The organism is Pyruvatibacter sp. (assembly GCF_040219635.1).
GTDB lineage: Bacteria > Pseudomonadota > Alphaproteobacteria > CGMCC-115125 > CGMCC-115125 > Pyruvatibacter.
In genome coordinates, this window is the sequence record NZ_JAVJSC010000009.1 from 524,582 (window position 1) to 537,779 (window position 13,198).

Consider the following 13,198-nt stretch of genomic DNA (forward strand, 5'->3'; position numbering starts at 1 on the left):
CGACATGCTGTCCATGCAAGCTCCTGGCCCCGACAAAGCACATAGGCGTGCAGCCCCGTGAGTGCCCCCGTCCGCAGCCCGCGCGCGTGGCTGGACCTGTGCCTGCTCACCGGGTGCTGGGCCTCCGGCTATACATTCACGGCAATGGCGCTGGATGGCATTGCGCCTGAATGGGTGGTGGTGCTGCGCCAGCTTGTGGCCGCAGCCATGCTCATTCCGCTGGCGCTGTATTTCACCCGCAGCACGCACATTGCCCGCGGCCTGTGGCCGTGGCTCATTGCGCTTGCCATCGTCGGCAATGTCGCGCCGTTCTATGCCATAAGCTGGGGGCAGCAGCATGTGGAGTCCGGCCTTACGTCCATTCTTGTCACCACCATGCCGCTGATGACGCTCGCCATGGCGCATGTGTTTGTGGCCGGTGAACGTATGACACCCCGCCGCTCGTTCGGCTTTACCATCGGTCTGCTTGGCGTCGCCCTCATTGTCGGCCCCGAAGTGCTGCTAACCATCGGAGACAGCCGGATCGAGATACTGGCCCAGTTCGCCATCCTGCTCGGCGCCCTGCTGTTTGCCGCAAATGCCATCATCGCGCGCAAATCCCCGGCCATGGACATTTGGATGCGCGCCGCCGTCACCAATGCTTTGGCCTTTGTCATTGTTCTGCCGCTCGCCTGGAGCGTGACGCCGCCACCCACAACCTTTCCCGGCTGGTGGGCCGTGACAGGCGTACTGGGCATCGGCATTTTCGCCAGCGGGCTGGCAACGGTCATCTACTTTCGTCTGATCGAGGAAGCAGGCCCCACCTTCATGTCGATGACCAATTTTCTGGTACCGCCGGTAGCATTGCTGGCAGGCATGATCGTATTGGCAGAACGCCCAGGCCTGTGGGCACTGGGTGGCCTTGTACTCATCATGGCAGGCATCTTGATTGCCGAAACAAAGGCACGGCGCGCCTAATCAGCAATCACGATCTCGCCTTTGAGATAATCAGCACACGTTCCCTCAACAACAACACGATCACCTTCAAGTGCGCACCACACCGTGCCGCCGCGTGGCGATATCTGCCGCGCAACAAGTGTGTCTTTCTTCAGCTTACGCGCCCAGAACGGTGTGGCATCGCAATAGGCGGAACCCGTCACATGGTCCTCGTCAATGCCGTGGGCGGGCGCAAAAACGCGGGTGACAAAATCAAAGCCGGAGCCATCATCACCGGCTGCTGTTGCAATCAGCACCTGGTTGCGGGGCTTGAGGTATTCAGCCAGTGGTACAAAGGCTGGCGTAAGACGCGCGACATCAGCTGCACTGTCAAACACCGCAATCATATTGGCACCGGTCAGCACCATGCGCGGCGCAACGCCCAGTATTGGCCCCAGCACCTTGGGGTCTGCCATCGGCTTCACCGGACGAGCAGGAAAGTTCATTATCAGCCGACCCGTCTCACCGCGTGCAACGGTCAGTTCGCCGGAGCGGGTGTGGAAAATAATCGTGTCGCCCGCAAAGGCCAGATGCGTGAACAGCACATGCGCCGTTGCAAGCGTTGCGTGCCCGCATAAATCCACCTCGACTGTCGGTGTAAACCAGCGCAGACGAAAGCCGTCACCCTCGGCCACCAAAAACGCCGTCTCGGCCAGATTGTTTTCAGCCGCAATCGCCAGCATCTGCTCGTCGCTCAGCCATGCTTCAAGCGGCACAACGGCAGCGGGGTTGCCCTCAAACGGTTTGGAGGCAAACGCATCAACCTGATAAAGCGGAAGCACCATGGCGGCAGACCTTATGCGGGCGGTAAACGTCAATCCCGGTCGCGCAAAACCCACCCATGGTCCAGCGGCCCGGCACCTGCGCCCAGACCCGGCGCATGTGTCATCGCCATATGCACATAATCGCGGGCATCTTCCACCGCCTCGCCCACATCCCTGCCCTGCGCCAGAAACGTGGCAATGGCACTCGCCAGTGTGCAGCCGGTGCCATGAGTGGAGGTCGTCGCAATACGCGGGCTCGTAAAAGTGCGGATTTCCATCGGCGTGGCCAGCACGTCAACCACCACATCGCCGCCCAGATCACCGCCCGTCACCAGAACACAGTCCGGGCCGGATGCCAGCAACGCCTGCGCCGCCTCGCGCATGTCACCCGCCGTTTTCACCGGCATGTTGGCCAGCACGGCGGCTTCGTGAATGTTGGGGGTAGCCATGAACGCCAGCGGCAGCAGCTTGCCGATCATCGCCGCCTCGGCGTCACGCTCCAGCAGCCGGTCGCCGGATGTTGCCACCATCACCGGGTCCACCACCAGCGGCGGCACGTCTTCGTAAGCACTGATGGCGTCAGCAACAGCCGCAATGATTTCGGCGGAGTGCAACATGCCGGTCTTGAGCGCATCCGCCCCGATGTCGGCCATCACAGCATCCATCTGCCGTCGCACAAGATCAGCGGGAAGACCATGCACCCCGTGAACGCCGGTGGTATCCTGAACCGTGATGGCCGTCACCGCGGTGGCCGCATAGCCACCCAGCGCCGTCACGGTTTTGATGTCAGCCTGAATGCCCGCGCCGCCGCTGGAATCAGAGCCGGCAATAATCAGCACACGGGCGATACCACCTGCGGACATCTCACCGTTCACCCGGCACGGCTTTCGATCACCGTGCAAATATCATTGACCACGCGCTTCACCAGCGCCTCGTCGTCACCTTCCGCCATCACGCGAATAAGCGGCTCGGTGCCTGATTTGCGGATCACGAGACGACCATGATTGCCCAGCGCGGAAGTGCCTGTCTCAATAGCGTCAATCACCTGATTATCTTCAAGCGGTGCCCCGTCGCGGAACCGCACATTGCGCAAGAGTTGCGGCAGCGGATCAAACAGATGGCAGATTTCGCTCAGTGGCTTGCGGGTTTCCGCCAGCACCGCCAGCACCTGAAGCGCTGCAATCAGCCCGTCGCCCGTGGTGGCAAAGTCAGACAAGACCACGTGCCCCGACTGTTCGCCGCCCAGGTTAAACCCATTCGCGCGCATGTGTTCCACCACATAGCGGTCGCCCACCTGCGTGCGGGCCAGCGTCATGCCCTTGCCCGCCAGATAACGCTCAAGCCCCAGATTGCTCATCACCGTGGCGACGATGCCGCCGCCCTGCAGCATCTGCTTGTCAGCCCAGGATTGCGCAATGGCCGCCATCACCTGATCGCCATCCACGGTCTCGCCGTGTTCATCAACGATAATCACACGGTCCGCATCGCCATCCAGCGCAATGCCGATGTCGGCGCGCAGCTCACGCACTTTGCCGGCCATCATGCCAACAGACGTGGACCCGCAGCCTTCATTGATGTTGGTGCCGTTGGGGTCAACGCCGACGGAAAACACTTCAGCGCCCAGTTCCCACAACGCCGCCGGGGCCACCTTGTAGGCCGCCCCATTGGCGCAATCGACAACAATACGAATGCCCTCAAGGCTCAGGTGGCGCGGGAACGTACGCTTGGCAAACTCGATGTAGCGTGCCTGCGCATCGTCAATGCGCTTTGCCCGGCCAATACCTGAGGGCACCGCGAGGCCTTCCACCAGCCCGTTATCCATGTGGTGCTCAATCTGATGCTCTACCTCATCAGACAGCTTGAAGCCGTCCGGGCCAAACAGCTTGATGCCGTTATCGCCAAAACTGTTGTGCGAAGCTGAAATCATCACACCCAGATCAGCACGCAGCGAGCGCGTGAGCATGGCAACAGCAGGCGTCGGCAACGGGCCGAATTGGAACACATCCATGCCGACCGACGTAAAGCCCGCCACCAGCGCGTTTTCAATCATGTAGCCCGACAGGCGCGTATCCTTGCCGATCACCACCCGGTGACGATGGTCACCGCGCGTAAACACCCGGCCCGCCGCCATGCCCACCCTGAGCGCGGTCGCCGCCGTCATCGGTTCAAGGTTTGCCCGACCGCGAATGCCGTCGGTTCCAAAATATTTGCGTGACATGAACTGTCCCCCGCATACCCCGGCCGGATTATCGTGTTCCGGCTCATCTGGCGCGCACTATACCCAAACCCGTTGAGCACAAGGTTAACGTTTGTTTTCAGCGTGTTACGGCGAAAATAGCCGTAAAGCGCGTGAAACCGCCAGGGCATCCCGCAAGGAACCCGGCGCATGGGTGCGGATATAACGGGCACCGGCGGATACCGCAAACATCTCAGCCGCCAGTGTGGCTGGTGCAATGTTGGCCACATCGCGCCCGGTCATGGCCCGCAAAAAACTTTTCCGCGACACAGAAATCAATACCGGCAGCCCGTAGCGCCCCTCAAGCTGACCCACACCGCGTAAAACCGTGAGCGACACCTCAGGGTCCGTACCCAGAAAAAACCCCATGCCCGGGTCCAGCACCAGCCGCTCGCGTGCGATGCCGGCAGCCTCAAGCGCTGCAATGCGGTCATCGAAAAAGCTGAAAATGCGCGGCCATATCTCATCCGCAGGCACGTCGAGTCTTCTCGCCCGCCCGCGCCCGTGAACCCCATGCATCACGACAAGCTTTGCCGATGCACTGGCCAGCGCCGGATAAATATCCGTATGCGGAAAACCCTGAATATCATTGAGATAGGCAACGCCCTGCCCCAGCGCCCAAAGCTGCACATCAGGCTCAAAGGTATCAACGGACAGTGGCACACCCGCCGCCACAAGCGGTGGCACGACACGTGCCAGCCGTGCAATCTCTCCCGCCGCACCCACATCCTCCGCATCCGGATGACTTGAGGCAGCCCCCACATCAACCACATCCGCCCCGTTGGCCACAAGCGCGTGGGCGTGGCGCAGCGCGTCATCAGGCGCGAGATATTTGCCACCATCGGAGAACGAGTCCGCCGTGATGTTGAGAATGCCAAACAGGGTGGGTGCGTGCATCATGACACTCACTTGCCGCCAACCAACTCTTCGGTCAAGCGGGAGAGCCTGTCATGCCACGTCAGACATGACACGCAAACAAAAAAGGCCCGGACGCCATTTGCGTCCGGACCTTCTGGTTCATAGTGCGCGTCGCTTACGTGCCCTGCGGCTCGGCACCTGGCGGCACGCTACCCGTATCGCCTGTGGGCTTGCGGCCCGCAGAGGGGACTGATGATGTCGCACCCGGCTCAGGGGTCATGTCATCATCCGTGTTGCGTTCAGGCTTGGTGCCTTTGAGCAGCGCCTTGATTTCGTCGCCGGAGAGCGTTTCGTACTCAAGCAGGCCCTGACCGATGATCTCAAGGTCATCACGCTTTTCAGTCAGAATGCGCGTTGCTTCCTCGTGACCTTTTTTCACCAGGCGCGCCACTTCGGCGTCAATCTGCCGGGCCGTATCCTCAGACACATTCTGGTTGCGCGCCACCGAGTGACCCAGAAACACTTCTTCCTGGTTTTCACCAAAGGCCAGCGGCCCCAGCGCATCGGACATGCCCCAGCGCGTGACCATGTTTTTAGCAAGCTTCGTTGCCTGCTCAATGTCAGAACCTGCGCCCGCCGTCACGGCGTTGTGACCAAACACAAGTTCTTCCGCCACGCGGCCACCCATCAAAATCGCCATGCGCGACATCATTTCCTCGCGGCTCATGGACAACTTGTCGCCTTCAGGCAACTGCATGACCATGCCCAACGCCCGCCCGCGCGGAATGATGGTTGCCTTGTGGATCGGGTCGGTGGACGGCACGTTGAGCGCCACCAGCGCATGACCCCCTTCGTGATAGGCCGTCAGCTTTTTCTCGTCGTCCGACATCACCATGGTGCGCCGCTCGGCACCCATCATGACCTTGTCCTTGGCGTCTTCAAACTCACCCATCGTGACCAGCCGCTTGGCACGGCGTGCCGCCAGCAAGGCGGCCTCGTTCACCAGGTTGGCGAGGTCAGCGCCTGAGAAACCCGGTGTGCCGCGGGCAATGGTGCGCGGGTTGACGTCCGGTGCCAGCGGCACCTTGCGCATATGCACCTTGAGAATCTTTTCGCGGCCGACAATGTCCGGATTGGGCACAACCACCTGACGGTCAAAACGGCCCGGACGCAGCAGCGCCGGGTCCAGCACATCAGGACGGTTGGTGGCGGCAATCAGGATGATGCCTTCATTGGCTTCAAAGCCGTCCATCTCAACCAGCAACTGGTTGAGGGTCTGCTCGCGCTCATCGTTGCCGCCGCCAAGGCCTGCCCCACGGTGGCGACCCACAGCGTCAATTTCGTCAATGAAGATGATGCACGGTGCGTTCTTCTTGGCCTGCTCGAACATGTCGCGCACGCGGCTGGCGCCAACGCCCACAAACATTTCCACAAAATCAGAACCCGAAATTGTGAAGAACGGCACATTGGCCTCGCCCGCCACAGCACGCGCAATGAGCGTTTTACCAGTGCCCGGAGGACCAACGAGAAGCGCACCCTTGGGAATGCGCCCGCCCAGCCGCTGAAACTTCTGCGGGTCCTGCAGAAACTCGACAATTTCCTGCAGGTCATCCTTGGCTTCGTCCACGCCCGCGACATCGTCAAACGTCACGCGACCATGCCGCTCGGTCAGCAGCTTGGCTTTGGATTTGCCAAAGCCCATGGCCTTGCCGCCACCGCCCTGCATCTGCCGCATGAAGAAAATCCACACAGCAATCAGCAGCAGCATCGGGAACCACGACACCAGCACGCTCAGCAGCGTCGGCGAGTCGGAGCTTGTGGGGCGCGCTGAAATCTGCACGCCGCGCTCATACAACCGCTCGGTCACGTTGGCGTTGGGTGGGGAATAGGTGACGAACTCACGCCCGTCCGAGAAATTGCCGGTGATCTTTTCGCCCTGAATGGTCACATCCGCGATCGCCCCCGCATCCGCTTCTGCAAGCAGTTCAGAGAAGGTGATATCGGTGCTGGCCCCTTGCTGAGATGGAGCCTGAAACAGGTTGAACAGCGCCACCAGCAGCAGCGCTATGATGACCCAAAGAGCGAAGTTGCGGAAATTATTCACGGGGATAATGGTCCTTACGCGCGTATTTGCCCCAAAAACGGGAGAAACACGACAGTTTTCTGGCTAGGTGTCAGCATACTGAAACATAGGCGTCCAAGAAAGAATTACCAGTCCCTGGAACAATTCCAATCATGCTTAAGCAGGCCTTCACCGCCAGTGATTTAGCCGTGATCGCGGGTATGGCAGGGCGTCAAACCGCCGCTGCCAGCCCCACGCGCTGCGGCCCGACAAAGCGGGCGGTCAGACTGGCGACATCCCCCCCCGCTGTCAGGCCAAGTGACGGAACCTCCAGCAAGGTGCCGCCGTCAAACACCGCCGGCAGGCAGGCCGCAGCAGCGGCAGGCAAGGCCGTATCAGGTGCCACATCCCGCATCCATCGCCAACCCTTCTGACCAAGCGGCGCGATTGTAACGTCAGCCACCGGTGCCTTGTTTGGTGCCATGTCGTGAGTTCCGACTTCAAACCTGCCATCCCACAGCAAAGGCAAATGACGCGCCCTGCGGACCGCAGGGGCGATCGCACGCGCCTCCCGAAACACCATCAGCGTGTCGCCGCGCCTAACGAGGCGGGCCCCGCCAAGGGTGGCACCGTTGAAAGAGGCATCGCCCAGCCGCACCACCAGTGCCCTGGTGTGGTGCAGGCGGGGCGGATAGGCATTGCCGGTAATCGCCATGATGAGTTTGGACGCTGCCCGCAGCCTGATTTCATCAGGCGCGTCCAGCAGCGCGGCAAGATCAGCGGTGCCATAACCGCACTTGTGGAACGTGACCGCCCGCGCCAGATGCGCTGAGGTCCAGCCGTCCAGCGCCTCACGCGCAGTCATCATGCGCGCCGCCGTGTCAGCCAGCCGCTGCGCCGTCAGCCCCTCAGCTTCAAGCACAGGGGCAAGAGCGCGCATCCGCACACGGGCATGGCGCGCGTCAGCATTGGACGGATCAGTGATATAGGCCTGCCCCGCAGTCGCCAGAACCGCGTGCAACGCATCACGCGGCACGTCCAGAAGGGGCCGCAAAATGCGCATGTCGTTGCGGCGCGTATCCGCCGCCATCGCCGACAAGCCATCCACGCCGCTGCCGCGCGCCAGCCGGAGCAAAAACGTCTCCGCCTGGTCTTCGCGGGTATGCGCCACCAGCAGCGCCGCCATGTTGTGGGTGGCGCACCACTCCGCCATCAGCCGATACCGAATGCTGCGCGCTGCCGCCTGCACACTGGCGCGCGGGGTATCACCTGAATGGGTCAATACAGTGTGCGCTACGCCAAGGGCCCTGGCCCACCCGCCCACCTGCAGTGCCTCGGTGCCGGCCTCAGCCCGCAACCCGTGATCCACGGTCAGGGCATGAAGCGACCGGCCGGACCGGCGTGCCTCGTCAGCCGCGAGCAACAGCAGCGCCATCGAGTCAGGACCACCCGAAACAGCCACAGCCAGCGGCACATCGGGCGACAGCCCGAACGGCGCCATCAGATCATCAAAGGGAATGTCAGTCTCAGGCAACGGCGCTAGACGCAACCGGCGCGGTCACGCTCCTGTTCGGCACGCAGCTTGACGCTTTGCGGTGCACCGGGAAATGTGCGTGGCACTTCTGAAAGCGTCAGGCACGCATCCTGCGTCTGCCCAAGCGCTGCCAGCGTGATGCCGAGCTTCAGCAGACTGTCAGGTGCCTTCGGGCTGGACGCATAGGTCTGATAGCCTACCAGAAATGCGCGCGCTGCATCCTGATACTGCTCGCGCACATAGTATGTCTCGCCCAGCCAGTACTGCGCATTGCCCGCCAGGCTGGTGTCGCCATAGCTTTCCAGAAACTGCGAGAATGCAACTTCGGCGGCCCCATAGTCACCCTGCCGCAAAAAGCTCATGGCGTAGCTGTAGGCCGCATCCGGCCCCCCTTCGGGAAGGCCCGTGGTGGCGGCGGACGCAATCTGGCGCGGCGGTGTCAGGACCGGTGCCGAAGGCTGTGCAACCCCGGCCGACATCGACCCAAGCGTGCCGATAGTGGCCTGCTGCGCCTCGGAGAGCGGACGCTCGCCTGTCACTTGCGCACTTGCTCCGGCTGCTTGCGCACTGGCCCCGGCTGCTTGCGCACTGGCTAAAGACCCAGGCTGACCCTGTGAGGCTGTCGGGCGTTCACCGCCCCCGGTGCCTTCAAGTTCGCGCAGCCGGTAGTCAGTGTCGGCGGCAAAATTATCCAGCTTCTGGTTGGCCTGCCGCAGCTCGAACTGCAGCCGTTCAACCTGCCCGGTCATGTCGCGCAATGAAGCTTCGATCTGGTCCAGCCGCAGCGACAGCCGCGCCGCCTGCGTGGCTTCCATCTCAGCGCCAGCCCCAGCCGCAGAGCCAGGCCCAGCGCCAAGGTTAGCAGGCGCGCCCCCCTGATACACACTTCGCTGCACATCCTGCAGATCACGCTCAAGGCGCAACAGCCGGTCATACAGTGCACGCGGGTCGGTTACCGACTGTTGCGCGCTGGCGGGCGTCCCCGCAACAGGCGCGATAACACCAGCGCCAACCACAAGGGCTGACAGCACGAACAGGGCAATACGAATGTTGACCATGGGGGTTCTCATAAGCCGCAAATCATCTGACAAGGTTGGCTAAATTGAGGCGTTGCGCAACAGCTTGCCGCCTCAGAACACAAAAAGGGCGCACACCCGTTTGGGATGCGCGCCCTCCTCGTATTTGCCGTATGACGCTTCTGAGCGCTTAAGAGCCTGCGCCCTGGGTCACAATGGTGACGGCCCGGCGGTTCTGCGCCCAGCAGCTTTCGTCAGAGCAAAGCGCCACGGGGCGTTCCTTGCCGAACGAAATGGTCTGGATGCGCGACGGCGCAACACCCAGGCTCACCAGATAATCCTTGGCGGAGTTTGCACGACGCGCACCCAGTGCCAGGTTGTATTCGCGCGTACCGCGCTCATCCGCGTGGCCTTCGAGGTTCACGCGCACATCCGGGTACTGGTTCATCCACGCAGCCTGACGCTGCAGCGTCGCCCGTGCGTCAGCCCGCAGGGAAGACTGGTCGGTGTCGAAAAACACGCGGTCCCCCACATTGACCACAAGATCCTGCTGCGTGCCCGGTGTCGGACCCGACGGCGCCGCCGTCGGCTGTGTTGTGGTCTGCACCACCGGCTGTTCAGGGTCGGAGCTACATGCAGCCAGCAGAAGAGCCGCAAAGCCGGCGAGCGCCATCTTCAACGCGCGACCGCCTGTACCGGAAAAAGTCCCCGTACCGAAAGAAGTCATTGTCCGTGAACGGACCAATGCTGTGGTCATAGTGATTTAGTCTCCTGACAAAAGCGGACCCCACAAATGCGGCCGCTCAAAAGTTGCACCCCTGAAACACCCCGCCACCAGCGGGACGTTTCAACCTCGATATGCCCGTCGCCCCGCGCGCGGGATCCCGGTTGCTGGCCAATGCACACATTATGCGCATTCTGGCCGCCAAACATGACAAATGCCTCAAGGTACTGTTTAAGCCCTTGGAGGCGCTGCGTCATTTCTCCCGATCCCTTTAGCCGTTCATGCTATGCGCAAGCTCCCTAGCGAATCAAGGGAGACCACGCGGGATCAGAGCCAAACCCCGGCGTTGGCACCTGCCGTTCGTTGTAGCCGGTCAGATCGACCGACCACAAAGACGGCCCGCCACGCTCGCCCGGCGTTTCGCGGAAAAACATCAAAACCCGACCGTTGGGTGCCCATGTGGGGCCTTCGTTGTGATAGCCCTCGGTCAAAATGCGCTCGCCGGTACCGTCGGGACGCATGACCCCAATCAAAAAGCGGCCTTTATATTGTTTGGTAAACGCAATCATGTCGCCGCGCGGCGACCACACCGGCGTTGAGTACCGGCCCTCGCCAAAGCTGATACGGCGCACGCCGGAGCCGTCGGCGTTCATCACATAAATCTGCTGGGTGCCGCCGCGATCACTCTCAAATGCAATCTCGCGGCCCGCCGGGCCATAGCTGGGCGAGGTATCAATCGACGGAGAATTGGTCAGCCGCTGGGTGGCGCGGGTGCGCAGATCAAGCTGAAAAATATTGGCATTGCCGCCGCGCTGCAGGCTCATGATGACCTTGTCACCGTCCGGCGAAAACCGCGGCGCGAATGTCATGCCCGGAAACTCACCAACCACTTCCTGCTGCTGGGTTTCGATGTTGAACAGATAAACCCGCGGACTGCCGCCTGCATACGACAGATACGTGATCTCCTGATTGGTGGGCGAGAAGCGCGGCGTCAGCACCAGCGACGACCCGTTGGTCAAAAAGCGCGGGTTATGCCCGTCCTGATCCATCAGCGCCAGCCGCTTGACACGCTGACCCTTGGTGCCGGTCTCCGACACAAAGACCACGCGGGTATCAAAATACCCGGTCTCACCCGTCAGCCGCTCATAAATGGCATCTGAAATAATGTGAGACACCCGCCGCCAGTTGTCCGGCTGGGTGAAATACTGAAGGCCGATCAGTTGCTCCTCGGCGAACACGTCCCACAGGCGAAACTCAACCCGCAATCGCCCGTCTGGCTGTTGCGTGAGGGAGCCCGTCAGCAGCGCCTGCGCGTCAATAATGCGCCAGTCGCCAAACCGCGGCGCGGTATTGGGGTCAGTGATTTTTTCGATGAAGGCCGCTTCGCTCAGGGTACGGAACAAACCGGAGCGCTCAAGATTCTTGCGAATGACCCCGGCCATCTGGTCGCCGGTCTGGGCGGCCGCCTCATCGCTGCCGACAAAATCCGTCACCGCCAGCGGTAACGGCTCAATCGTGCCCTGGGTAATGTCGATGCGCAGTTGCGCCTGCGCAACGGCAGGCAAAAGAATCGCCAGAACGGCGACAAGCGAAGGCCAGCCAAACAGATGTTTAGTCTTACTGCGGCACATAAATATCTCTCCCGACCTTCGTTTCCCTAGCGCCCGAACATCTGGCTTGGATCAAACCGGACTTCGATTTCGCGCCACGACGCATATTTGTTCACCGGCATCCGGTATGGCGCGCACCTGCGTACCGCCCGCAATGCCGCATCCTGTGCAGCACGCTGAAAGGATGAGAGCGCAAACCCGCCACGCGCAATTTCAGGCGCACGGGCCAGCGACCCGTCCGGGTTTAGCCATATGTTGAGTGAAACAATCAAATCCGCCGCATTTGTGGCACCCACAGGCGGAGACCAACACGCGCTGATCTGTTGCCGAAGTGCATCAACTTCCGAAATGCTCAGGGACGTCTGTGCGCCAACCCGCGATTGATCCGGCACCTGCGGGCTGGGCGCAGGTGTCGGCTGGGGTTTGCGCTCCTCCGGCATCTTGTCGAGCAACGCTGCAATGCGACCAGGGTCAAACGCCGGACGCTCAGGCTGACGCGGCGCCGGGGGTGTCGGCCGCACCTTGGGAGCGGGCGGCGTGGGTGGTGCCACATTCACAATTTCTTCCGGCTCAGGCTCTGGATCAGGCTCCGGTGTCGGCGCGGGTTCAGGCTCCGGTGTGGGAGGTGGGGGCGTTGGGTCAGCGGGCGGTGTCGGCTCGGCCACGGGCTGGGGCTCAGGCTCAGGTGCCTCCTGCGGCTCCGGCTCCGGCTCCGGCGCGGGCGGCGCAGGCTCTGCTTCAGGTTCCGGCGCGCGGGTGATGCGGGTATATTCGTCGATCTCGATGATCTCGATCGGCAACGGCTGGGCTATCTCAAGTTGCTCAAGTTTCGGCGCGGGAAGGCCCACCACGGCAACCACAACGATTGCCAGGTGCAGCAGGACGGAGAAGAGGACACCGCCGCGCATATCAGGCAGTTACCTTTCGCTCGCCGGTGAGCGGCCAGCACCTGACGGGCTGGCATCAGGCCCGCCTTGTTCCGTCACCATACCGATGCGCCTGAAGCCCGCCGCCGACAACGTGCCCATCACATTCATGATGGCGCCATAATCAACTGTGCGGTCGCCACGCACATACACGCGCTCTTCGTAGCCGCCCTGCGCAATGGCCAGCAGACGCGCCGACAGCTCGGTCACCTCGACGGGTGTTTCCTGCAAAAAGATCTGCCCGTCCGCATTCACCGTCACGGTCAACGGTTCGTCGTCACCCTTGAGCGGCTTGGAACTTGTTTCCGGCAGATCAATCGGTACACCGACGGTCAGCAGCGGGGCTGCCACCATGAACACAATCAGCAGCACCAGCATCACATCCACGAACGGCGTAACGTTGATTTCGCTCATCGGCGCGCGGGTGCGCCGCCCGCGACGACGCGACCCGCCGCCTCCGGAGCTTTCGGTTTTCATTGAACCAGCGCCCATG

Annotated in this window: 12 protein-coding genes; 1 reads left to right on the forward strand and 11 read right to left on the reverse strand. The window is 61.9% G+C overall.

Annotated features, from left to right (window positions below; genetic code table 11):
- Positions 1-57 precede the first annotated feature (57 nt).
- Positions 58-957 (forward strand): DMT family transporter, encoded by a 900-nt coding sequence (locus RIB87_RS14750; protein ID WP_350148034.1) that lies wholly within the window; start codon positions 58-60, stop codon positions 955-957.
- Here the strand turns inward: RIB87_RS14750 and RIB87_RS14755 are convergent.
- From RIB87_RS14755 to tolR, 11 genes are all read right to left on the reverse strand, one after another.
- Complete coding sequence (locus RIB87_RS14755; protein ID WP_350148036.1) at positions 954-1,760, reverse strand: PhzF family phenazine biosynthesis protein; 807 nt, start codon at positions 1,758-1,760, stop codon at positions 954-956. The genes RIB87_RS14750 and RIB87_RS14755 overlap by 4 nt on opposite strands.
- 29 nt (positions 1,761-1,789) lie before the next feature.
- Entirely contained in the window at positions 1,790-2,602 is an 813-nt protein-coding gene (gene thiD / locus RIB87_RS14760) for a bifunctional hydroxymethylpyrimidine kinase/phosphomethylpyrimidine kinase (RefSeq protein ID WP_350148038.1), read from the reverse strand.
- Between the two features lie 8 nt (positions 2,603-2,610).
- The gene (gene glmM, locus RIB87_RS14765) at positions 2,611-3,957 is read right to left on the reverse strand and encodes a phosphoglucosamine mutase (RefSeq protein WP_350148040.1); all 1,347 of its coding nucleotides are present in this window, start codon (positions 3,955-3,957) and stop codon (positions 2,611-2,613) included.
- Between the two features lie 105 nt (positions 3,958-4,062).
- Positions 4,063-4,875 (reverse strand): dihydropteroate synthase, encoded by an 813-nt coding sequence (gene folP / locus RIB87_RS14770; RefSeq protein ID WP_350148043.1) that lies wholly within the window; start codon positions 4,873-4,875, stop codon positions 4,063-4,065.
- 133 nt (positions 4,876-5,008) lie between these two features.
- Positions 5,009-6,937, reverse strand: coding sequence for an ATP-dependent zinc metalloprotease FtsH (ftsH, locus tag RIB87_RS14775; RefSeq protein WP_350148045.1), 1,929 nt, complete (start codon positions 6,935-6,937; stop codon positions 5,009-5,011).
- 190 nt (positions 6,938-7,127) lie between these two features.
- Positions 7,128-8,429 (reverse strand): tRNA lysidine(34) synthetase TilS, encoded by a 1,302-nt coding sequence (gene tilS, locus RIB87_RS14780; protein ID WP_350148047.1) that lies wholly within the window; start codon positions 8,427-8,429, stop codon positions 7,128-7,130.
- Positions 8,430-8,434: 5 nt separating this feature from the next.
- On the reverse strand, positions 8,435-9,487 hold the full coding sequence (gene ybgF, locus RIB87_RS14785; RefSeq protein ID WP_350148049.1) for a tol-pal system protein YbgF: 1,053 nt from the start codon (positions 9,485-9,487) through the stop codon (positions 8,435-8,437).
- Positions 9,488-9,635: 148 nt separating this feature from the next.
- Positions 9,636-10,172: a peptidoglycan-associated lipoprotein Pal gene (gene pal / locus RIB87_RS14790; protein ID WP_350148230.1), complete on the reverse strand. Its 537-nt coding sequence runs from the start codon at positions 10,170-10,172 to the stop codon at positions 9,636-9,638.
- 296 nt (positions 10,173-10,468) lie between these two features.
- Entirely contained in the window at positions 10,469-11,800 is a 1,332-nt protein-coding gene (gene tolB / locus RIB87_RS14795; RefSeq protein ID WP_350148051.1) for a Tol-Pal system beta propeller repeat protein TolB, read from the reverse strand.
- Positions 11,801-11,826: 26 nt separating this feature from the next.
- The gene (gene tolA, locus RIB87_RS14800) at positions 11,827-12,687 is read right to left on the reverse strand and encodes a cell envelope integrity protein TolA (protein ID WP_350148053.1); all 861 of its coding nucleotides are present in this window, start codon (positions 12,685-12,687) and stop codon (positions 11,827-11,829) included.
- 9 nt (positions 12,688-12,696) lie between these two features.
- Positions 12,697-13,197: a protein TolR gene (tolR, locus tag RIB87_RS14805; RefSeq protein ID WP_350148055.1), complete on the reverse strand. Its 501-nt coding sequence runs from the start codon at positions 13,195-13,197 to the stop codon at positions 12,697-12,699.
- Between the last annotated feature and the right edge of the window lies 1 nt (position 13,198).